Annotated in this window: 14 protein-coding genes; 5 read left to right on the top strand and 9 right to left on the bottom strand. The window is 63.0% G+C overall.

The genetic code is table 11. The annotated features are described in order from the left end of the window. Window positions 1-96: 96 nt before the first annotated feature. The 3 genes from pbpC to GJU48_RS24700 form a co-directional block, all read right to left on the bottom strand. Window positions 97-2394 carry a penicillin-binding protein 1C gene (pbpC, locus tag GJU48_RS24710; protein ID WP_094949049.1) on the bottom strand — a complete coding sequence of 766 codons (2298 nt, stop codon included), beginning with the start codon at window positions 2392-2394 and terminating at the stop codon, window positions 97-99. Next, window positions 2375-8182 (bottom strand): alpha-2-macroglobulin, encoded by a 5808-nt coding sequence (locus GJU48_RS24705; protein WP_094949048.1) that lies wholly within the window; start codon window positions 8180-8182, stop codon window positions 2375-2377. The genes pbpC and GJU48_RS24705 overlap by 20 nt, the downstream gene beginning before the upstream one ends. A 77-nt stretch (window positions 8183-8259) precedes the next feature. Then, a complete protein-coding gene (locus tag GJU48_RS24700; RefSeq protein ID WP_094949047.1) occupies window positions 8260-8889 on the bottom strand; it encodes a LysE family translocator in 630 nt (209 codons plus the stop codon). Window positions 8890-9016: 127 nt separating this feature from the next. On the opposite strand from GJU48_RS24700, the gene GJU48_RS24695 reads away from it, so the two are divergent. Continuing rightward, on the top strand, window positions 9017-9499 hold the full coding sequence (locus tag GJU48_RS24695) for an Lrp/AsnC family transcriptional regulator (RefSeq protein WP_016978705.1): 483 nt from the start codon (window positions 9017-9019) through the stop codon (window positions 9497-9499). An 82-nt stretch (window positions 9500-9581) separates the two neighbouring features. On the opposite strand, the gene GJU48_RS24690 is transcribed toward GJU48_RS24695, so the two are convergent. From GJU48_RS24690 to GJU48_RS24665, 6 genes are read right to left on the bottom strand one after another with little or no spacing between them, the layout of a single operon-like run. After that, entirely contained in the window at window positions 9582-10514 is a 933-nt protein-coding gene (locus GJU48_RS24690; protein WP_094949046.1) for a phosphatidate cytidylyltransferase, read from the bottom strand. Between the two features lies 1 nt (window position 10515). Further along, complete coding sequence (locus tag GJU48_RS24685; RefSeq protein WP_094949045.1) at window positions 10516-11136, bottom strand: lysophospholipid acyltransferase family protein; 621 nt, start codon at window positions 11134-11136, stop codon at window positions 10516-10518. Window positions 11137-11145: 9 nt separating this feature from the next. Next, window positions 11146-11589, bottom strand: coding sequence for a hypothetical protein (locus tag GJU48_RS24680; protein WP_094949044.1), 444 nt, complete (start codon window positions 11587-11589; stop codon window positions 11146-11148). Then, a complete protein-coding gene (locus GJU48_RS24675) occupies window positions 11579-12877 on the bottom strand; it encodes a phosphatase PAP2/dual specificity phosphatase family protein (RefSeq protein ID WP_094949043.1) in 1299 nt (432 codons plus the stop codon). The genes GJU48_RS24680 and GJU48_RS24675 overlap by 11 nt, the downstream gene beginning before the upstream one ends. A gap of 2 nt (window positions 12878-12879) precedes the next feature. Next, window positions 12880-14634, bottom strand: a complete 1755-nt coding sequence (locus GJU48_RS24670) for a bifunctional alpha/beta hydrolase/class I SAM-dependent methyltransferase (RefSeq protein WP_094949042.1) — start codon at window positions 14632-14634, stop codon at window positions 12880-12882. Window positions 14635-14644: 10 nt separating this feature from the next. Continuing rightward, on the bottom strand, window positions 14645-15262 hold the full coding sequence (locus GJU48_RS24665) for a CDP-alcohol phosphatidyltransferase family protein (protein ID WP_094949041.1): 618 nt from the start codon (window positions 15260-15262) through the stop codon (window positions 14645-14647). A gap of 303 nt (window positions 15263-15565) precedes the next feature. Here GJU48_RS24665 and hflK (GJU48_RS24660) point away from each other — a divergent pair, with 303 nt between their 5' ends. From hflK (GJU48_RS24660) to GJU48_RS24645, 4 genes are read left to right on the top strand one after another with little or no spacing between them, the layout of a single operon-like run. Next, window positions 15566-17491, top strand: a complete 1926-nt coding sequence (gene hflK / locus GJU48_RS24660; RefSeq protein ID WP_094949040.1) for a protease modulator HflK — start codon at window positions 15566-15568, stop codon at window positions 17489-17491. A 9-nt stretch (window positions 17492-17500) separates the two neighbouring features. Further along, window positions 17501-18490 (top strand): protease modulator HflC, encoded by a 990-nt coding sequence (hflC, locus tag GJU48_RS24655; RefSeq protein WP_176462890.1) that lies wholly within the window; start codon window positions 17501-17503, stop codon window positions 18488-18490. Further along, window positions 18487-19521, top strand: coding sequence for a protease modulator HflK (gene hflK / locus GJU48_RS24650; RefSeq protein ID WP_094949038.1), 1035 nt, complete (start codon window positions 18487-18489; stop codon window positions 19519-19521). Before hflC ends, hflK (GJU48_RS24650) begins: the two co-directional genes overlap by 4 nt. Then, window positions 19518-21404, top strand: a complete 1887-nt coding sequence (locus tag GJU48_RS24645) for a cation-translocating P-type ATPase (RefSeq protein ID WP_094949037.1) — start codon at window positions 19518-19520, stop codon at window positions 21402-21404. The genes hflK (GJU48_RS24650) and GJU48_RS24645 overlap by 4 nt, the downstream gene beginning before the upstream one ends. Window positions 21405-21420: the final 16 nt, after the last annotated feature.

Here is a 21420-nt window from a genome sequence, read left to right as displayed (position 1 = left end):
GCTCAATCTTCCTTGGGCTTCCTGTCTGGTTTGCGCAGATGATATTTCCGGATCTTCATCGACGTTTTTACTGAGCTGTGCGAAAGGGATGTCTGATCACGGCACAAACTCCACCTTCAACCCCCGGCTCGCACTACGCCCCTGATCATCACTGACCCGCAACCGGTATTCCCCCGACTTGCCCGGCCGCCAGTTCAGCGTGGTTTGCGGCGGGCCTTGGCCGATCAACGTTTGGTCGGCAAACCAATACAGCATCGTCGCATCGCTGGCCGCGTTGGCATTCAGCGGGATGCTTTCCTGCGGCTGGGACAGGCGCAACTGATAGCTCACTTGAGTCAGCGGCGAGCGAATCTGCGGCGCTTCGCTCTGATCGCTGATGCGGTTGGGTTGGCAGTTCTTCATCACATTGGGCGGCGTGCGCCGGGGCAGGCCTGCCGCTCGGTACAGGCGCTGTACGTCGCTGGGCCAGAATTCGAAGACTTCTTCGCGGGTGTATTGCGCATCGAAGGGCGGGCACGCGGCTTTGCCGGTGCGCGTGTCGATCAGCACTGGGCGGTGCAGGTTGGACACACGAATCGGCGAGACGCCCGGTACATACCAGGTTTTGCGGGTTTGCGGGCACCAGCGGTTGGGCAACTCACCGGAGGCGGCGCAGACGTCGATGCGCATCAGCCCGGCGGGTGGCTTGTCGGGTTTGATCACCACCGTGGGCAGTGCCAGGGGCAGGGCGTCGGCGATGCGGAAGAACAACGGCGCGGCGGTCTTGGCGCCGATAAACGCGGGGTTCGGTCGACCATCAAAGTTACCGACCCACACCACCAGCACGTAGGGGCCGACCAGGCCTGCGCTCCAGGCATCGTGAAAGCCCCAGGAGGTGCCGGTTTTCCACGCGGTGCGCCAATGGCGGCCCGGCAAACCATCCGGCCGGGGGTTGCGGCGCAGCATGTCGCGCACCATAAACGCGGCTTGCGGAGTGAGCAGTTGGGGGCCGGTAGATTGCGGCTGTTCCTGCAAATAGCGCAGTGGCCGCAAATGCCCATCGCCGGCCAGCATCACATACAGCTGCGCCAGCTCTTCCGGCGTCATCTCGCCGCCGCCCAGCGCCAAGGCCAGGCCGTAATGGCTCTCGCCGCGCAGGCCTTTGATGCCGGCGCGTTGCAACAAGCCATACAGCGAAGGCGACTTGACCTGGCTGGCGAGCCACACCGCCGGGATATTGCGACTACGGATCAAGGCGTCCCGCGCCGTCAGCGGCCCGATAAAACTGCCGTCGAAATTTTCCGGCTGGAAGTAGCCGAAGTTACTCGGCAAATCCTTGAGAATGCTCATGGGGTGAATCACACCCTGATCCAGCGCCAGCCCATACAGAAACGGTTTTAGGGTCGACCCCGGCGAGCGTCGCGCCAACACTCCATTGACCTGCCCGTGGATGCTTGTGGATAAGTAGTCCGCGGAGCCCACCAGCGCCTTGACGCTCTGGTCGCGGCTGTCGATCAGGATCGCCGTGGCGTTCTCCACACCGGTGCTGCGCCGCTCGGCGATAAAGCCGGTAATCAAGCGCTCCAGCAATTGCTGAAGCGGCAGGTTGAGGGTGGTGTTGAGCTCGTTACCTGCCTGGGCCGCGAGCAACTGTTCGCTCAGGTGCGGCGCCAGAAACGGGATCTGCTGACGGTTGCGCGCTTCCAGCGGCAAGTCGAGCAAACTGTCGTTGCGCGGGTCTTGTGGATAAGTTTCACGCCAGTCGGCCATCAAGCGCAGCCGCGCGTTTTGCAGCGACGGCCCAAAGCGCGCGCGTCGCCCCGGCTGCTGTGGAATCACCGCCAGCGCCAGCGCTTCAGACAACGACAACTGCGCCGCCGACTTGCCAAAGTAAATGCGGCTGGCCGCTTCGGCACCTTCGATGTTGCCGCCCATGGGCGCCAGGTTCAGGTAGGCCTCAAGGATGTCGTGCTTGCTGTAACGCGCCTCCAGCCACAGCGCCAAGGCCATCTGCTGCAACTTGCCCGGCACCTGGCGGGTGTTCAAGTCCCACAAGCGTCGCGCCAGTTGCATGCTCAAGGTTGAGCCGCCCTGGCGCTGGCCGCCGCTGTAGGTGGCCATGGCCGCCCGCAGTAACGCCGGGGGGTTGATCCCCGGGTGCCAGTAGAAGTTGCGGTCTTCCTTGAGCAACAACGCTTCGACCAGTGAAGGCGACATGCGCGCAAGCGGCAGCCACAAACGGTATTGGCCGTCAGTTGCCAACGTCATGCGCAGCAGCGCGCCGTCGTCGGCCAGCACCACCCGCGACGAGGTCACGGCCTGTTCCAGCGGGGCATGTGGCCATAGCCGCAACCCCACCAGCACCGCCGCCGTTGCCAGCAGCGGCGTCAGGCGTTTAAGGCTTGGTAATTTCAAGCTGGCCTACTTTGCCGCGCCCTTGCAGGGTGGTTTCGTACATCCCTTCGGCGTAGGCCGGTGGCGTGTTGAAGGTGCCGGCGTTGGTGGCGCGCACGCGGTAGACGAAAGTACTTACATCGCGCAGCGCAGTGCCGTACACCACCACTCGATCATCCCGCACATCCACGTAGTCCGGCTGCCAGTTGCTCAGCTCGGTTTCGCCGATGGGCGCCTGCCAGGCGTCAGTTTCATCACCGTCGGCAGTTTCCACGTACTCCGAATCGTCGCCTTCACTTTCATCGGCGCTTGCGGCCTCTGGTTCCGGCGGCAAGTTATACACAGGCTCGACGCCGCCGGGCAGCAGGTCGACCACGGCCACTTGCTGCACTTGGTCGCGGTCGGTGGCGCGCAGACGCAGGCGCACCAGGAACTCATCGCCCACCGCCACTTTGCTCACCGGCTCGCCCTTGAGGTCGAGGTATTCGTGGATGATTTCCAGGCCATTGTTGATCGGCTTGAGCTTGGCGCCCTTGTCGAAACCGGCTTCGCTGAGCATGTAGAACGCGGCCGGGCCGTCGGTTTTTTCCATCACCAGCTTCTGCGTGGCACCCGGCACGGCGGCGCGCGGTGGCTGGCCGGCCATCTCCAGCAATTGCTGCTGCTTGTCGCCCAGCCAGGCGGTGGCCTTGAGGGTCATGTCGCTCTGCGCGCGCTGGCCATAGTTGTCCAGGGCACGCAGCAGCAAGGCGGCCGACAGCGAGTTGTAGCGTTGCTCGTTAAGGCGTTTGCCGAGTTTATCCAGCAGCGCTGTCGGTACATCGTCGAGCAACTCTGGGAAATGCCGCGCCAGCAGGTGCAAGTGTTCGGCGTCGTGCACCAGCGGGTCGTAATACAGGCCGTCGCTGACCCACTTATCCACAAGGGAGCGCCATGGGATTTTGCGGAACAGCGTATCGGCCTGGCGATCCTGCTTGAGCAGTTTGTAGCTAGCGGCCAGGTAAGCGGCGCCCAGGTCGTTCTGCCAGGTGTCTTTGAAGTAGCTCTCGTAGCGCTCGCGGATATCGCTCAAGGCGCCGCTCACGAGAATCCCCTGACGGCTCAGCAGGTAACTGGCGTAGGCACGGTTGCGCAATTCCGACAGCCCTTCGCTCGGGCCGTTGGCCAGGTCCGTCAGATACGCATTGGAGCGCACCAGCAAATCTTCCGGCACTGGCAGCCCGCGTTCCTTGGCTTCGATCAGGAAGTCGGTGGCGTACAGGCTGGCATACGGCGCCACATCCGGGTTGGCCGCCCACAAACCGAAGCCGCCGGCCTGGTTCTGGCGTTGACGCAACATGCGCACCGCGCTGCTGAACGCTTGCTCGGCTTCTGGCGCCGTGCCGCCCCAGATCAACGCCGGCATGGCCTTGGACACCAACTGCTCGGTGCAGGCGTAGCCATAGTCATCCAGGTAATGCTTGAGGCCGTTGGCCCACACCAGCGGCGAGGCCGCCACGCCCAGCTGCACATCACGCAGTTGGCTGAACAGTTCGCGCGTTGGCTTGAGCTCTTTGCTGGCGCTGTCGAAACGACCCAGGCTCAGGGCCACGCGGTGTTCGCTCAGCGGGCGGATCGAGGTGGTTTCCCCGACCTGGATGCGTTTGCCATCGGGCAGCACGGCGATAAAACGCAGGTCCGCCGAGCCGAGGGTTTCGCCGACCTTGATTTTGAACTCAGCGGTGCCTTCCTTGCGCGGTTGCAACGACAAGGTGCTGCCTTTGTTGCCTTGCACGTTGAGGCCGTCGCTGGTCTGCAGTTCAAACTTCACGTCCGCCGCTGCGTCGAGGTTGCTGAACACCCCGGCGCTCACATTGAACACATCCCCCGGCGCGACAAAGGCCGGCACGTTCGGCGTGATCACGATCGGCCCACGCACGTCGGTGCTGGCCTCGCTGACACCCACGCTGTCGGCATCCACTGCCACCGCAAACAGGTGCAGCTTGCCGTTGAAGCTGTCCGGCACTTGGTAATGCAGCACGGTTTCACCGGCCGGCAGGTCCACCAGCCCGGACCACCACGCCACCGGTGGCTGATGTTTACGCTTGAATGGGTTGAGGTGGTTGGCCAGGGCGCCTTCGGTATCGCCACCGGGCGCTGCCCCACTGAGCAGGCGGCTGAATTCCGGTAGGATCAGGTCAAGAATCTGACTGGTGCCGACTTCCAATGCGCGCTTCTGGAAGAAGAAGCCCAATGGGTCCGGCGTCTGGTAGCGCGCCACTTGCAAGATGCCTTCGTCAACCGCGTAAACCACCGCGCGGCCTGGGCGGTCGGCCGTGACCTTGATGTCCAGGGTTTGTCCCGGTTCGATCTTCGCCGGGCCTTCGACCTTCAGCGCCATGCGCCGCGCATCCAGGTTGATGCTGAACGGCACCACGCCGTAGGACAGCGGGCTCATGTAGACCTCGGACGAGCCGATGTCCCGCACAAACTGCACGTTGACGTAGGCATTGCCCTCAAGGCCTGCCGGCACGCGGATATGTTGCACGCTGTTGGTGCTGTCGGCCTTGAACCACTGCTGGGTGTAGACCTTATCGCGCTCGATGGTGATCAAGCCGGCGCCGGTGTAAGGCGCGCGAATGCTGATCGCAATTTCATCACCGGTGGCATAGCTGCGTTTATCCAGGCGCAGTTGCAACTCGGCGTTACGCTCCAGGGAGCGCGAAGTGTTGCCACGCCCGGCTACGCTGTAGTCGATTTGGTTGAGCAGGTTGCCGTTGGCATCCTTGAGTTGCAGGGTGAAGTCGCCCGGCGTGCCGGTGTTCAGGGTCTGCTTGGCGCCGTCCTTGGTCATCGTCAGCGGTGAGGCCGGCTGGCTGATGTTTTTGATGCGCGATTCGTACTTGTAGGTGCCGTTGGATTGTTTCACCAGCACCGACACATAACGGTGCTCGACCACTTCGCTGGTCAGGCCATCCACTGCCACTGGCGTAAGGTCCGGCGCGACGGCCAGCCACTGCACCTGACGCGGGGCGTCCTTGGCCACGTATGAGAGCGAATCCTGACTTTTCACACCCACCAGATACGGCGCGGACGACACCAGCAGCGCACTTTGCGCCGCTACGTTACGGCCACCTTCGGCCTCGAATACCTGGGTCATGACCTGCAGGCGATAGGTGCTGTTGGCGAAGCGTTGCAGGTTGAGGTCAAGCACGGCCTGGCCGTTGTCATCGACGGTGGTTTCGGCGAGGTCTTCGGTGCTGGCGTCTTCCAATGAGTCGTTGAGGCGGAAGCGGTAATCGGGATAACGGTCGAAGGCCGCGAGCGTCGGGCTCAGGGACATCTTCGCCGTGACCCGGCGGCCGGACGCCGGGGCGCCGAACAGGTGCATCGCGGTGACTTTAGCCACCACTTGGTCCGGTGGGATCCAGCCCGGCACCGGCGTTTCGTGCAGGCTCAGGCTGACCTTCATGCGGTCCGGCTCGAAATCTCGGACCTTGAAGCTGACACTGCCCAGGTCGGTGCGGGTGTTTTTCTCGCCAATCAATTGCAAGGTGGCGGTGTAATCGCCAGCCGGGGCGACTTCACTGCTGGGGAAATCAAAGGTTTCAAAACCGCTGGTGGACAACTTCAGTGGCTGGCGAATTACCTCCAGGCCGCGTGGGTCGGTGATTTGCAGCTCCACCGGCAGGCCCTGCAGGGCGCCTTTCCAGTTGCCACTGCGTACGATCATGCCCACGTGCGCCGTCTCGCCCGGGCGATACAGGCCACGGTCGGTAAACAGGTACGCGCTGAGGCGATCAATCGCACCGTCTTCTTCCAAACCGCCTACGTCGAAACGCGACAAATCCAGCTGCTGAGACTGACGGGCAATCGGCAGGAAGGACTGGTCATTGCCGCGAGTGACCACGTACATCAGCGGCGTTTTCTCACGGCGCAATTCATCCAGCTTGGCGAAATGCACATGGCCTTCGGCGTCGGTGCGGCCACTGCTGACCGCCAGACCGTTGCGGCCGATGATGTCGACTTGCGCATCCGCCACCGGCGAACCATTGCCGATCGACTGCACGTACACATCATGGCTGCCGTCGCTTGCGCGCTTGGCGATGATGCCGAGGTCGGTGACCACGATGAAACGCAGATCGCTGGTGCTGCTGCGGTCGTATTCAAACGTGCGCTCGGCCGGGTCGTCCTGAGGGCTCAGCTTGAGTACGAAAATGCCGCGACGCCCGCCGTTGGCGGTGAGGTAGTGGCTCAGATCGACGTTGTCATAAACGGTTTTCGCCGGGTCATTAGACGACAGCGGAATATCCAGCGACTGACGCTCGACCATCCGATCAAAGTATTCGTTGCCGAAGTTCGGCCGAGCGAAGCTGCCGCTGCTCTGGTCCACCAGGTGCTGCAACTGGTTGGGCAGCAGGCGAGCGATTTCGACGTGGGCGCCGGGCACGCCACGGGCCATGAAGCCCAGGCGTTTTTCGCCGTTGAGGCTGAGCAGTGCGCCGTCAGACAAGAACTGCAAGGTACGCGGATATGCGGGCATGCTGATCAAGGAGGCCGTAGGGTTTTTCGCCAGGTAGCCGCCAATGGCTTCCAGGTTCGCGGGCACGCGCACATACAGCGCGCGGCCAGCCGGGGCCTTGAACTTGAAGGCGTGCAGGGTGTTCAGCGGCTCGACGCTGGGCACGTGGGTCAAGTTGACCTTGGTGCTGCGGGCGAGCAGGGTGTCGTCGATGTCGTTGCTGGTGTAGGGGCGGGTGTCGTCCTGGGCTTTTTCCGGCAGCAGCCAAGCCTGCACCTTACCGGAGATGGTGTCATCGGCTACGGCGCTGGAACTGCTGAACATCAGCACCGGCTCCGGCTCGCCGCGTTCGTTGTCGACAAAACTGACGTCGGCGCCGGTAAAGGTCAGGCGATAGCGACCGGGCACAGTGACTTCCGCCACCAGCGGCGCGTTGTTGGCATTGCCGCCATCACGGGCCTTGATGCCTTCGTCGAGCTTGGCGCTGACCGGTGTGCTTTCCAGCGGCGTGGCCAGGGCGGCGGAGCGTACGTAGGCGTTGAGCTTGGTGTCGTCGAAGGTGATTTCGGGGCGGTTAGGCAGCTGCGCATCACGGTAAGCCAGGCCTTTGCCGAGGGTCACGGACACGCGCTTACGCAGGTTGTCTTCGTCCACCGGGTGGGAAAAGTGGAAGGTCGCCACCAGCTGTTTCAGCGTTGGGTTGGACGGGTCTTGGTACAGCTCGTTATGGGCCAGGGTGGCGCGGAACGGCTGGGTAGAAAACTGGCTGCTGTACTGGCTGAGCAGCACGCCGTCGGCCAGGAGATTTTTCTTGGTCAGGTCGAGGGTGTAATGGGTGTCGATGGGCCAATCTTTTTCCGGCACGAACAGTAAGGTGCGGTCGTCGGACCAGCGCCAGGCGCCCGCCACAGTGGGCTTGAGCGTGATGCCTTCGGTAACCGGTTTACCAATCGCCGCCAACGGGGCCACGGATTCAGCGAAACGCACCTGCAAGTTATCCACAACCGGCGGCTGCTGGGTGTAATCCGTCAGGTTAGGTTTGTGCAGCGAATAACCCACGGTGTGCGGCTGCGGCAGGTTTGAATACCAATGCCAGCCATAGAAGCCGGCGGCGGCCAGCAACACCAGCCCCAACACCCCAGCGCCAGCCTGACGCGGGTAAGCGCGAGCCTTGCGGCCCAGGTTCGCCAGGCCATGGCCGATGGCGCGCAGCCAGGATGGCGGTTGCCATTGGCCGAACAGGGCACTCACCACAGTGGTTAACAGGCTGAGAAAACGGCGGCTGATCGCTTTCAACGTATCGAACATGGTGAGCATCCCTGGCTAAGTGCGGCGTATCTTACAGCGTCTTTGATACAAAAGATGACGTGGATACACCGCAGGGCTCAGGCGTGCTGCACAAAAGTGAGACGCAGCGCAAAACCGATCAACAGACTGCCGAATAACCACTGCTGCATACGTTGTGCCGAGCGATTACGTGCCAGCCAGCGGCCGATGCGTGCGCCGGCCAGGGCGTAGCAACAATCGAAGACGAAACCGACACTCACCAGGATCACGCCCAGCAACGCAAATTGCGCCGCCACCGGGCCGCTTTGCGGGTTGATGAATTGCGGCAGCAGCACCGAGCAGAACAACAGGGCCTTGGGGTTGAGCAGATTGGTCAGCAGGCCGCGTTGAAAGGCCGCGCGCCAGGCATGGGCTGGCGGGGCGCCGTGAGAGGCTTCGAGCGCTGGCAGCATATTGGTGCGCAGGCATTGCACGCCCAGCCATAACAGATAGGCCGCGCCACCCAGGCGCACCACATCAAAGGTCCATGGCGCCACCTTGAACAAGGTCGCCAGCCCCATGCCTGCCAACGCCACGTGGCACGCCCGCGCTAGTCCCAAACCGATTGCCGTGGTCAGCGCCAATGCCTTGCCCTGGCGCGCGCCGGTTTGCAGCAACAAGATCATGTCCGGCCCCGGCAGCAGATACACCACCGACAGCGCCACCAAAAATAACCAGAGCTGCGCCATGTTTCACCCCCTTCAATTGTCGGCTAATTCTAGGGCGGGAGGGCGAGGCAGGTGCTTGCGTAGTCAGCTAGAAAAGCGTCTAGTCTTGGCACTATCTGCCACTTATAAAGCCAGCGACCATTCATTTATGCCAAATCTAAAACTCGATGCCTTTGACCGCAAGATTCTTGAAGCCCTGCAACGGGACGGGCGCCTGAGCAATGTGCAACTGGCTGATGAGATCGGCCTGTCTGCCTCACCTTGCTTGCGGCGCGTGCGGCTGTTGGAAGAGGCCGGGGTGATTCGCGGCTATCAGGCGACGCTGGATCGCGATGAAGTCGGCTTGGGCATGATGGTGTTTGTCGGCGTGAAGGTGGAACGGCATAACGACACCGAGGCGAATGCGTTTCGTGAGGCGGTGACGGCGTTGCCCGAGGTGATCTCGGCTTTTTTAGTGTCGGGCGAGTCGGATTTTCTATTGCAGGTGGTGGTGCCGGATTTGCGTGGGTATGAGCGGTTTGTTACTGGGAGCCTGCTGAAGCTGCCGGGCGTGAGGGATATCCGCAGCAACTTCGCGATCCAGACCGTGAAAACCCCAGGCGCCTTGCCCCTGGGGCATTTGCCAGGCTGAATACTTGGAAACACCGCAAAACAACCGTGGGAGCGGCGCCAGCTCCCACAGTTGATCCGCTTTGGGCTTGAGGGTGTATTTCTCAGGTCCACCAGTACCGCACTAGGTGAAAGAAAATCGGCGCGGCAAAACACACTGAATCCAGCCGATCCAGCATGCCGCCGTGCCCTTCGATCATATGCCCCCAATCCTTCACGCCGCGGTCGCGCTTGATGGCTGACATCACAATGCCGCCGGCAAACCCGAGCAGGTTGATCAGCAGCGCGATCAAGAACGACTGCCACGGGTTAAACGGCGTGGTCCACCACAGCGCTGCGCCGATCAGGGAGGACAGCAGAATCCCGCCAACAAAGCCTTCGACGGTTTTGGACGGTGACAGGTTGGGCGCGATCTTGTGTTTGCCGAACAGCTTGCCGCACACGTACTGCAGCACGTCCGACAGTTGCACCACGATCACCAGGTAGGCGATCAGCAACAGGTTGCGGCCTTCGTAGCCAGGGATGTCGAGGGTCAGCAGGGCCGGTACGAACGACACGCAGAACACTGCGATCATCAGGCCCCATTGCACCTTCGATGCGCGTTCCAGGAAGTGTGTGCTGTCGCCGCCCAGCGAAGCGAGGATCGGCAGCAGCAGGAACAGGTACACCGGGATGAAGATCGAGAACAGCCCGTACCAGTCGGCATAGATCAGCAGGTATTGCAGCGGCAACGCCAGGTAGAACGCGGCCACCAGCGCCGGGTAGTCACTGCGGCGGGTTGGGGTGAGGGTGAGGAACTCGCGCAGGGCGTAGAACGACACCGCGTAGAACAGCAGGATCACCGCGCCGGTGCCGAGCCAGAAGGCGATGCCAATCACCACCACCATCACCCACCAGGCGTTGATGCGGGCGTTGAGGTTGTCGATTACCGCATTCGGCGTGCCACGGGTGCGCAGCTTGAGGATCAGGCCGATCAGCGAGGCGAGCACCAGGATGGCGCCGATTCCGCCGAACAACATCAGGGTTTGGCTATCCATGTCAGACATGCTCCGGGGCAAGGGCGAGCAGGGCGTCGCGGGTGCGGGCGAGGAAGGCGGATTTGTCTTCGTCGTCTTCCAATTGCAGCGGCGCACCGAAGCTCGTGGTGCACAACAAAGGCAGCGGCAAGACCCGGCCCTTGGGCATGACCCGGTTGAGGTTGGCGATCCACACCGGGATCAGTTCGGCCTGTGGGTAACTTTTTGCCAGGTGATACAAGCCGCTCTTGAAGGGCAGCAAGCCGTCTTCGAGATTGCGCGTGCCCTCGGGGAAGATGATCAACGAGTCACCGCCTTCCAACGCGGCGAGCATGGGCTGCAAAGGGTTATCCACAGGGTCTTTGCGTTCGCGATCGATCAGCACGCCGTTGAACACGCGGTTGATGATGTAGCGGCGCAGCGCGCTTTTGTTCCAGTAGTCGCTGCCGGCCACCGGGCGCGTGAATTTGCGCAGGTTCTGTGGCAACGACGCCCACACCAGCACAAAGTCGCCGTGGCTGCTGTGGTTGGCAAAATAGATGCGTTGCACCGGCACCGGCGCGCAACCCAGCCACAGGCTACGGGCGCCGGTCACGGTGCGGGCCATTGAGGTAATCAGGGTGGCAACCACGGGTTCGAACATGGGGATTCCTTATCCGGCGAAAGGTAGCCAAGGGCTGGCGAGGATCACGGCCAGGGTCAGCAATACTTGCGCGCCCAAGAGCCAGGCTTGCTTGCGCAGCAGTTTGAGGGCGCCGCGACGGCGTTCGATCCAAGGCCGGCCGACGCGTTTGGCCGATTGCAAGCCAAGGGTTTGCAGGGCTTGATCGAGGTCCGGGGTGCGCTCGGTGTCACGCGCCAGCAGGGCGAATAGATCCGCATCGAAGGCTACCCGCAGCGCCCAGTACTTTTGCAGCAGCCCGAGGGTAATCATCCACAGGCTGAGCAGCAGGCAGATCGGCGAAATACTCGCCAACAGCAGTTGGGCCAGGCCGAATAACACGCCGAGCAGCGTCAGGCCTGTGGATAACTGATCCAGCGAGCGGCCGCGACGCAGCAGGCTGGCAACCACTTGGAGTTCCATATCAGCGGGCATGGGCTAAACCCTCCAGAGCTTCACGGTGAGCGGGATGCAGGACCACGTTGGTGCGCGCTGTACGAATAACAGCCAGTGCCTCATCCACCGTTGCCGCGCGCCCGCTGTGCAGCAGCCACGCGGCGACGGCCGTGGCGCTGCGTGAATAGCCGAGGGCGCAACACACCAATAACGGCCCGCTTGCGCGCAGGCGTTCAATGGCCTGGGCGGCTTGCAGGCATTCGGCGGGTGTCGGCGCGATCAGGTCCAGCACGGGGACGCATTCATAAGAGCGGCCCTGTGGATTAATCGGTAATTCGGCGCACAGATCGACGATGGCCTTGAATGAACCTTGCTCACCCACCGTGGGGATTCGCCCAAGCCAAACGTTATCCACAACCAGGTCCGGCTGTGGATGTTTACGTGTCCACAGGCGCGAGTTGACCCACGCCGCCGCCAAGTAGGGCGCATACAGCCAGCGCGCGGCAGGCGTCAGGGTGCCGTCGGCGCGTTTCTGAAAGCCCGGCGCGCCGAGTACGAAGTAATTGGCCTTGACCAACCCCAGGGAAACCGCTGGCCACAGCAGCCACAGCCACCCACCGCCGAGCACCAACGCGAGAATCACCAAGGCCAAGGCGCCCAGGCCGTAGCGCACGCCTAGCCGCCAGCGTTTTCTATCCCGCGTAAGCCGCGCATTCAGCAGCGGGCTCGGGTGTTCCAACGGCCACAGCCACACGCAAACCCAGCCGGCGAGGGCGCCTGTGGGTAAGTCGATAAAGTGATGTTGATAAGTGGTCAGCACCGAAATACCGATCAACGCGAACCAACCGTGGACCACCCAGCGCCAAACGCCTTGGCTGTGGCGTTGGTACATGATCCACAGGATCACCAGCAATGCGATGTGCAGCGATGGCGCCTGATTGAACGGCTTGTCGAAGCCCGCCAGCACGGCAAACAGCCAGCCGAACACGCCATCCAGCTCCGGCCGTTCAAACGTGAAGCGCAGCGGCCAGATCAGGAAGCAGCTCACGGCAATCACCTGGGCCGTCAGCAGGCGCAACGCGTGTTGTTTCAGTTCATGGCGGCTATTGGGCAGCAGCAGGGAGAAGCCGTAGAGCAGGTCGATGGACCAGTAGGGCACGATGGTCCAGGCCCAGAACGGCATATGGGTTTCCCAGCCGAACACCAGCGTGCCGACGTCGCTGCGCTGGCTGGTGACCCAAGTGGCGAAGCCGTAGGTGCTGAAAAACAGCGGTGCCAACAGCAACAGCCACAGGACTGCAGGTTTCAATAAACCGGGTTCGCGCATGCTCAGATCTTCTGTGCCAGGGACACGGTGAAAATGCCCCACTCATCCACACGCTGGGTGATCTTGCGAAAGCCTGCCGCCTCGACCAGTTGATCCATCTCCGCCTGGCTGCGTCGGCGCATCACCCAGGCCTGGCCCTGGCGGTGGCTGGTCAACGCGCGGGCGATCAGTTCCAGTTGCGGGTGCCACGGCTGGCCGGTGTAGACCAGGTAGCCGCCGGGCTCCACGGCTTCGGCAAGGCCGGCCAACGAGCCGCCGACCATGGCGTTGTCGGCAAACAACTCATACAGGCCGGACACCACCGCCAAGGTCGGCTTGGGGTCGAGCGCCGCCAGGTCCGCGCGATCAAACGCATCACCTTTGACGAACTGGGCGATATCCCCCATGCCTTTTTCACGAATCAGTGCGCTACCGTCACGCACGTTGATGTCGCTGTAGTCGCGCAGCAGGATCGATTCCGGCAACGGCGACACACCCTGCAAGGCTTCCAGAATGTAGCGGCCGTGGCCCGCAGCGATGTCGACAATGCGCACTTCGCGATCATCGCTGCGCAACTTGGCCATGGCCAGGCGCAGCAGTTCTTCGACGTTCAACTTGCGCTGGCGAATGCCGCGCCAGCCGATGGAGTTGAGGTAGTTGGTGTCGATCATCCGCCCCAACCCGCCCTTGCCGGTGGGAGTGTTGCGGTACACATAGTCGAGGGTGCTGCCGGAGTCGAAGCCGGTGTCGAAGCCCAGCTTCACCCCGTCCGACAAGTTCTTGCCCAGGCCCATGCTGGCGCGGGTCATGCGCCAGTACAGGTCGCGCAGGGAATTGCGCGGCAGCGGCGCGGCGAGGGATTCGGACTCGGCGCAGGTGGCGCCGAGTTTGTCGGCGTCGAGTAGGGCGGCACGGTCCAGCGGGTGGGCAAAGTTCTGCAGGATAAAGCGCTTGGCGCTGCTCACGGCCACGGCGCGGTCGCGCTCGCCGAGGGTGTCGTGGAAGAAGCCGGGCAGGATGTGCAGTTCTTTTTTCAGGCTGCCGAGGCGGTCGAAAAATTGCTGCTGGGGTTTGCGGTGCACCACAAAGTCGGAGCCGGAGATCAGCAGTTGGGTCGGCACCTGGATCGCCTGGGCATCGGCTACAACGCGGTCGGCGGCTTCGTACAGGCCAAGCAGCACATTCACCGAAATCGCCTTGGTGATCAGCGGGTCGCTGTCGTAGGACGCCACGCGTTCAGGGTCATGGCTGAGGAACTTGGCCTTGACGTAGCTGTTGACGAAAAAGTTGCCGCGAAATTTGCGCATCAACGCCAGGCCCGGCCGTGCGAACGGCACGTAGAGCTTGACCTTGAACGCCGGAGAGGCGAGCACCAACGCGCGGATTTTCGGCGCGTAATCGTGCACCCACGTGGCCGCGATCACTGCGCCGACGCTTTGGGCGATCACTGCGCTATTTTCTTCTTCAATGCCGTAAGTGGCGCCGATGTGGTCGCGAAAGGTCTGCACGTCGCGGGCACTGGTGGCGAAGCTGGGGCTGTCACCGCGTGCGCCGGGGGATTGACCGTGGCCACGAGCGTCCCAGGCGAAGAAGTCGAACTGCGGCAGGTCGAGTTCATCGACCAAGTGGGCAATACGCCCCGAATGCTCGTGGCCGCGATGGAACAGCAGGATCGCCTTGCGCGGCTCATCGCCAAGCGGCGCGGTGGCCGGCCAGTGCCGGTAGAAAAGCTCGACGCCATCGTGGGTACTGAAGCTGTGCTCTTGCTGTTCGCGCATCGCAAATTCCTTATGCAGAAGGGGACGTCGTTTCTTTAAGGCCTTGGCGTACACGGTTGACCAAGGTGTAGGCGAGCAGGGCGGCAACCAGCCACATCACCGTGTCGACCCAACCCGCGCCGAGCCAGCCCAAGGCCACGCCGGTGGCCAACACGCCGAGTACAAACGCGCGATCACTCTTGCCCATCGGGCCGTCGTAGCGCCGCGACGCACCGACCATTGGCCCGAGCACACCAGCGTATTCGCTGAACACCGCCAGCAACGTGACCAGCAGCACCGGCGCCAGGCTCACGCCGGGGATTAATGCAAAGGGCAGGATCAGCGCGCTGTCGGCGATCACGTCGCACAGTTCATTGAGGTAGGCGCCCAGGCGCGACTGCTGGCCGAATTCGCGGGCGAGCATGCCGTCAATGGCGTTGAGGGCCATGCGCAGGATCATCCACAGCGGGATCAGCGCAAACAGCCAGAGGTGTTGGGCAAAGCCTGCGATCAGCAAGCCGACCAACAAGGAAACCAAGCCAGCCAGCACGGTGATCTGGTTGGCAGTGGTGCCGTTGTCGTAGAGACGTTGCACCAGAGGGCGCAGCAGGTTTTGAAAACGCGGCTTGAGCTGATAGATCGAAATCATGAGAGGTGACGCTTCCTAGTCCATGGACCCGCGAAAAACTGTTTGGAGTGTGCCGATTTATCCGTGCTTACACCAGTGATGGCTCGTGTTTCTGGGGGGTTAGTCACGATCTCGAATGCAATGAAGGACAAATGTGGGAGCGGGCTTGCCCGCGATAGCGGTGTATCAGACTAAACATCGATAAGCGGCAGACCGCCATCGCGAGCAAGCCCGCTGCCACAGGGGTTTTGTGGTGTTTTCGAACAAAAATTTCACGCCGCGTGTTATATCGTAACGAATTGTGTGCGAGCGGGCGTTGAGTGGATGCAAGTGGATCTAGAGGCTGACGGCGCTTCGGTGGAAGGCCTGCCGCGTTTTCAGCAGGGGCTGTTTCATGCCCGTCGATTGCGCCAGGCCGGTATCAGCCTGACGGCGCTGGCCGTTTCCGGTTGGGTGCTGGCGTTGTTTGTCGCCCTGTTTGCGCCGCTGTCAATCTGGCCGGTGGTGCTGATCAACTGCGCGTCGGCCTTGTGGGTGTTGGTGGCGGGCCTGCAGTCGGCATGGTGGGTCGCCGATTGGCGGGCCCAGGCGCTGGAAGAACCGACGGTTGAGTTGATCGAACCGCCCGTTGAAGACGCCGGCTGGTGCGCGCGATTTGTCGCACGTTTTGGCAGCGGCCTGCTGGCGCAGATTGGCGCGCCGGTGTTGTGGTTGAGCGGCTGGTCGTTGCTGGCGTTGGTCAGCATTATCGAGTTCTGGAACCTGGCGATGCCCGCTGCAGCCGTAGGGCAATCGGCGAGTATTGGCGCCGCGTTGGGGCTGGCATTGGCCTTTGGTTTGTTGGTGTTCGAGCGCCGCCTGGCTCAGGAAACCGCCGCGCAATGGCCGGAGGCGTCACAGCTGGCGCAGTTGAGCCGGGTGGCGATTGCCTGTTTGGTGGTCAGTGCGATCTGCCTGCTGTTTGCCGGCGCGGAATCTGTTTGGCCATTGCGCCTGGCCGTGCTGATCGGCCTGCTGCCCGGGCTGGTCGCCGTGGAGTTTTTGCTCAGGGCCGTACTGTCGCTGTTCAGCCCACGCCAGCCGCGCCTCGAACCGCGCTTGATGGCGCAAAGTTTTATCGCCGACTTGCTGCGCTGGCCGCCACGACCCTTGCTGGCGTTGCAGCACGAATTGCACAACCGCTTCGGCATCGACCTGCGCCAGATCTGGGCATTTACCTACATGCGCAGGGCTTTCCTGCCGGTGTTGCTGGTCGTATCGGCGGTCGGCTGGGCGCTGACCGGTGTGCATGAAGTGCCCCTGCAAGGCCGTGGGATTTATGAGCGCTTCGGCAAACCGGTGGAAGTGTTCGGCCCTGGCTTGCATGCCGGGTTGCCCTGGCCGTTGGGCCGCGTCATCAACATCGAAAATGGCGTGGTGCATGAACTGGCCACCAGCGTCAGCGACGGCTCCCCACCTGAGCTGGTTTCTGCTGAAGGCCCGGCGCCACTGATCGCCAACCGGCTGTGGGACGCCAGCCATGTGAATGACAAAGCCCAGGTAATTGCCAGCAGCAGCGGCGACAAGCAGAGCTTCCAGATCGTCAATATGGACGTGCGTTTCGTCTACCGCATTGGCCTGACTGATCAGGCCGCGCTGGCCGCCACCTATAACAGCGCGGATGTGCCGACGCTGATCCGCAGCACCGCCAGCCGTATCTTGGTTCACGATTTTGCCTCGCGCACCCTCGACGAATTGCTCGGTGAGCAACGCACCCAACTGGCCGATGAAATCGGCCGCTCGGTGCAGGCGGATTTGCAGAAACTCAACAGTGGCGTAGAAATTTTAGCCACGGTGGTGGAAGCGATTCACCCACCGGCCGGCGCCGCCAATGCCTACCACGCCGTGCAGGCTGCCCAGATCGGCGCCCAGGCGCTGATCTCCCGCGAGCGCGGCGCCGCCAGCGAACAGACCAACCAAGCCTTGCTGCAAGCCAGCACCGCGCGCGATCAGGCGTTGGCCACCGCGCGCGAAGTGAATGCCGGTGCCCAAGCGGCCGACCTGCGTTTTAGCGCTGAGCAAAAGGCCTACGCCGCTGCAGGCCAGGCCTTCGTGCTGGAACAGTACCTCGGCCAACTCAGCCAAGGCTTGGCCCACGCCAAGCTGCTTATTCTGGATCACCGCCTGGGCGCCGATGGCGCACCGACGATTGATCTGCGTTCTTTTACTTTGCCGGCCGACCCGATGGCGCCGCGTAAAGCCGTTCAATAAGGAGTCTGTCTGTTGAGCGCTCATTCTCACGATCACGGTCATCATCACGGCCACCACCATCACCACCACGGTGATGAGCAAGCGGCTGGCCCGTTCCCTTGGCGGCGCATGGCCTGGGCGGTGTTGCTGGTGCTGTTTGCGGTAGCAGCCGCCAGCCTGGTGCAGGTGCGTTCCGGCGAAGCCACGGTGATTACGCGGTTCGGCAACCCGTCGCGGGTGCTGCTGGAACCGGGCCTGGGCTGGCGCTGGCCGGCGCCGTTCGAAGCGGCGATCCCGGTGGACCTGCGCTTGCGCACCACCTCCAGCGGTTTGCAGGATGTGGGCACTCGCGATGGCCTGCGCATCATCGTGCAAGCCTATGTGGCGTGGCAGGTGCAGGGCGATGCCGACAATGTGCAGCGCTTTATGCGTGCGGTGCAGAACCAGCCGGATGAAGCGGCGCGGCAGATTCGCAGGTTCGTCGGCTCGGCGCTGGAAACCACCGCCGCGAGTTTCGACCTGTCCAGCCTGATCAACACCGACGCCAGCCAAGTGCGCATCGCTGATTTCGAGGCGCAGTTGCGCCAGCAGATTGATCAACAATTGCTCACCACTTATGGCGTGCGCGTGGTGCAAGTCGGTGTCGAGCGCCTGACGCTGCCGTCGGTGACGCTCACCGCCACCGTCGACCGCATGCGTGCCGAGCGCGAAACCATCGCCACCGAGCGCACGGCCGTGGGCAAACGTGAAGCGGCGCAGATTCGCTCCGCCGCCGAGCGTGATGCGCGCATCGTGCAGGCTGATGCCACCGTGAAAGCCGCCGACATCGAGGCGCAGTCGCGGGTCGAAGCCGCACAGATTTATGGGCGTGCCTACGCCGGTAATCCGCAGCTGTATAACTTGCTGCGCTCGCTGGACACTTTGGGCACGGTGGTGACGCCGGGCACCAAGATCATCCTGCGCACCGACGCTGCGCCGTTCCGCGCGCTGGTCGATGGGCCGAAGGATGTTCAACCATGAGTGAGCGTGACAGCCCGGACAGCCCATGGATCCAGGCTGGGCGCCTGACTTTCCTGGCGCTGTACGCGGTGACCGTGTTGGCGGCGTTGGCCTGGGCGTTTTCCAATGTGCGCCAGATCGACCCGCAGAACCGTGCGGTGGTGTTGCACTTCGGCGCGCTGGACCGTATTCAAAATGCCGGGCTGTTGCTGGCGTGGCCGCAGCCGTTCGAGCACGTGGTGCTGTTGCCGGCGGCGGACCGCGTGATCGAACGTCGCGTGGAGAACCTTCTGCGTTCCGACGCGGCAACGCAGGCCGACCGCGTGGCCAGTTTTTCCACGCCGTTGAGCGACGCACTGGCCGGCTCCGGCTACCTGCTGACCGGCGATGCCGGGGTGGTGCAGCTGGATGTGCGGGTGTTCTACAAGGTCACCGAACCCTACGCGTTTGTGCTGCAAGGCGAGCATGTGCTGCCGGCGTTGGACCGCCTGGTGACGCGCAGCGCCGTGGCCCTGACGGCCGCGCGCGATCTGGACACGATTCTGGTGGCGCGCCCGGAATTGATCGGCAGCGATAATGGCGCCGCCGAGCGTCGTGAGCGGCTGCGTGGTGATCTGGTGCAAGGCATCAATAAGCGTCTGGCGGAGTTGGCTTCCACCGGTTTGGGACTGGGCATCGAAGTGACCCGTGTCGATGTGCAATCGAGCCTGCCGGGCCCGGCGGTGAATGCATTCAACGCAGTGCTGACTGCCAGCCAGCAAGCCGACAAAGCCGTGGCCAATGCGCGTACCGACGCGGAAAAACTCACCCAAACCGCCAACCAAGAGGCCGACCGCGTGGTGCAAGTCGCCCACGCCCAGGCCAGTGAGCGCCTGGCCAATGCCCAGGCGCAAACCGCCACCGTCGCAAGCCTGGCCCAGGTCAAAGACCCGGGCTTGATGCTACGGCTGTACCGCGAGCGCCTGCCGAAGATTCTCGGCCAGGCCGGTTCCGTGACCACGGTCGATCCTAAAGACGACTCCCGTTTGATCATTCAGGGAGCCGAACAATGAGCGCGCCTATGCTGACGTCCGCCGAGCAGCGCAGTGCTGCCCGGCAATTGACCCTGGCCATGTTGGCGTTGGGCTTGCTGGTATTGGGGTTGGTGTGGCGCTGGCTGGCGCCGGACCAGAACGGTGTGAGCCAACTGCTGCTCGGCGTCGCCTCCTTACTGGTGGCCGTGCCGGTGATGCGCTCGGCCTGGTACAGCCTGCGTTACCCGAGCCTGCATGGCATCACCGACCAGTTGATCGCCCTGGCGATGATTGGCGCGTGGGCCACGGGCGACCTGCTGACCGCCGCGTTGCTGCCGATCATCATGATTTTCGGCCATGTACTGGAAGAGCGCAGCGTGATCGGCTCCCAGGAAGCGATTCATGCGCTGGGCAAGCTGACCCGCAGCCACGCGCGTTTGGTGCAGGCTGACGGCAGCATTGTGGAAGTGGATAACGGCACGCTGAACACGGGCGATATCGTCGAAGTGCGTGCCGGTGACCGCGTGCCCGCCGATGGCGTGGTGCTGTCGGGCCAGGCGAGCCTGGACACGGCGCCCATTACGGGTGAGTCGGTGCCGCTGGAAGCCAGTGTCGGCGTGCAGGTGTTTGGTGGCGCGATCAACCTCGACGGTTTGCTGCGCCTTGAAGTGACCCGCACGGGTAATGAATCGACCTTGGGCAAGGTTATCGCGCTGATGCAGAACGCCGAGCGTTCCAAGCCGCCGATCACGCGGCTGCTTGAGCGTTACGCCGGCAGCTATATGGTGCTGGTGTTGCTGCTGGCGGCGGTGACCTGGTTTGTGACCAATGACGCGCAGGCAATGCTCGCCGTGCTGGTGGCGGCGTGCCCGTGTGCGTTGGTGCTGTCGGCACCGGCCACGGCGATTGCCGGGATTGCGGTGGCGGCGCGGCACGGAATTTTGATTCGCAGCTCGGCGTTCCTCGAAGAGCTGGCGGACCTGACGTCGTTGGTTGTGGATAAGACCGGCACGCTGACTTTTGGCACGCTGCGCCTGCAATCTGTCGAAACCACGGCGCCGGATCGGCAGGTGCTGCTGAACCTGGCGGCCAGCCTGGGTTCGGCCAGCAGTCACCCGGTCAGCCGTGCGCTGGCGGGGTTGGCGACGCAGGAACAAATGCTGGGGCTCACGGATATCCGCGAACGTCAGGGGCTTGGCGTGGTGGCGCAGACCGAGCAGGGCGAAGCGGCCTTGGGGCGCCCGGAGTTGTTTGAGCAACTGGGTATTACCACTACCGCAGTCCCGAACCATGACGGGCCGATTGCCGGGTTGGCACTGAACGGGCAATTTCTCGCCTGGCTGTTGCTGGCTGACAGCGTCAAGCCGGAAGCGCGTCAGGCACTGCAAGAACTGCGGGACTTGGGCCTGGGCCGCCAACTGCTGCTGACCGGCGACCGTCAAAGCGTGGCGGACAGCCTGGCGCTGGACGTGGGCATCAGCGACGTCGAAGCCCAGGCGCTGCCGGAAGACAAACTCAACCGCGTGCTGGGGGAAATCAGCAGCGGCTTCCGCCCGATGGTGGTCGGTGACGGTATCAACGACTCGCTGGCGCTCAAGGCGGGCGTGGTCGGCGTGGCGATGGGCGCGGGCGGGGCGGACATTGCACTCGCTTCGGCGGATGTGGTGTTGATCGGTAGCGATCTGCGCCGCCTGGGCACCTGTGTGCGTTTGAGTCGCCAGTGCCGCCATACGTTGCAGGTCAACGTGATCATCGGTTTGGGTTGGACCTTGGCCATCGTCGTGTTCGCCGCGTTTGGCTGGCTGGGGGCCGCAGGCGCGATGATTGCGGCGGTGTTGCATAACCTCAGCACCTTGCTGGTACTGGGCAACGCCGGGCGTTTGCTGCGCTTTCAGGAGCCGCTTTTGAAGCTCGACGATTAATTTTAGAAATATTTGC

This window comes from Pseudomonas sp. IB20 (genome assembly GCF_009707325.1).
In the GTDB taxonomy this organism is placed as follows: Bacteria; Pseudomonadota; Gammaproteobacteria; order Pseudomonadales; family Pseudomonadaceae; genus Aquipseudomonas.
Note: the sequence above shows the minus strand (reverse complement) of the source record. Positions and strands in the feature narration are given on the sequence as shown.

What these genes read in the sequence shown, in the direction of transcription:
- GJU48_RS24705 (WP_094949048.1), bottom strand. Translation starts at nt 8,182, where the DNA reads ATGTTCGATACGTTGAAAGCGATCAGCCGCCGTTTTCTCAGCCTGTTA.
- GJU48_RS24700 (WP_094949047.1), bottom strand. Translation starts at nt 8,889, where the DNA reads ATGGCGCAGCTCTGGTTATTTTTGGTGGCGCTGTCGGTGGTGTATCTG.
- GJU48_RS24695 (WP_016978705.1), top strand. Translation starts at nt 9,017, where the DNA reads ATGCCAAATCTAAAACTCGATGCCTTTGACCGCAAGATTCTTGAAGCC.
- GJU48_RS24690 (WP_094949046.1), bottom strand. Translation starts at nt 10,514, where the DNA reads ATGGATAGCCAAACCCTGATGTTGTTCGGCGGAATCGGCGCCATCCTG.
- GJU48_RS24685 (WP_094949045.1), bottom strand. Translation starts at nt 11,136, where the DNA reads ATGTTCGAACCCGTGGTTGCCACCCTGATTACCTCAATGGCCCGCACC.
- GJU48_RS24680 (WP_094949044.1), bottom strand. Translation starts at nt 11,589, where the DNA reads ATGCCCGCTGATATGGAACTCCAAGTGGTTGCCAGCCTGCTGCGTCGC.
- GJU48_RS24675 (WP_094949043.1), bottom strand. Translation starts at nt 12,877, where the DNA reads ATGCGCGAACCCGGTTTATTGAAACCTGCAGTCCTGTGGCTGTTGCTG.
- GJU48_RS24670 (WP_094949042.1), bottom strand. Translation starts at nt 14,634, where the DNA reads ATGCGCGAACAGCAAGAGCACAGCTTCAGTACCCACGATGGCGTCGAG.
- GJU48_RS24665 (WP_094949041.1), bottom strand. Translation starts at nt 15,262, where the DNA reads ATGATTTCGATCTATCAGCTCAAGCCGCGTTTTCAAAACCTGCTGCGC.
- hflK (WP_094949040.1), top strand. Translation starts at nt 15,566, where the DNA reads ATGCAAGTGGATCTAGAGGCTGACGGCGCTTCGGTGGAAGGCCTGCCG.
- hflK (WP_094949038.1), top strand. Translation starts at nt 18,487, where the DNA reads ATGAGTGAGCGTGACAGCCCGGACAGCCCATGGATCCAGGCTGGGCGC.
- GJU48_RS24645 (WP_094949037.1), top strand. Translation starts at nt 19,518, where the DNA reads ATGAGCGCGCCTATGCTGACGTCCGCCGAGCAGCGCAGTGCTGCCCGG.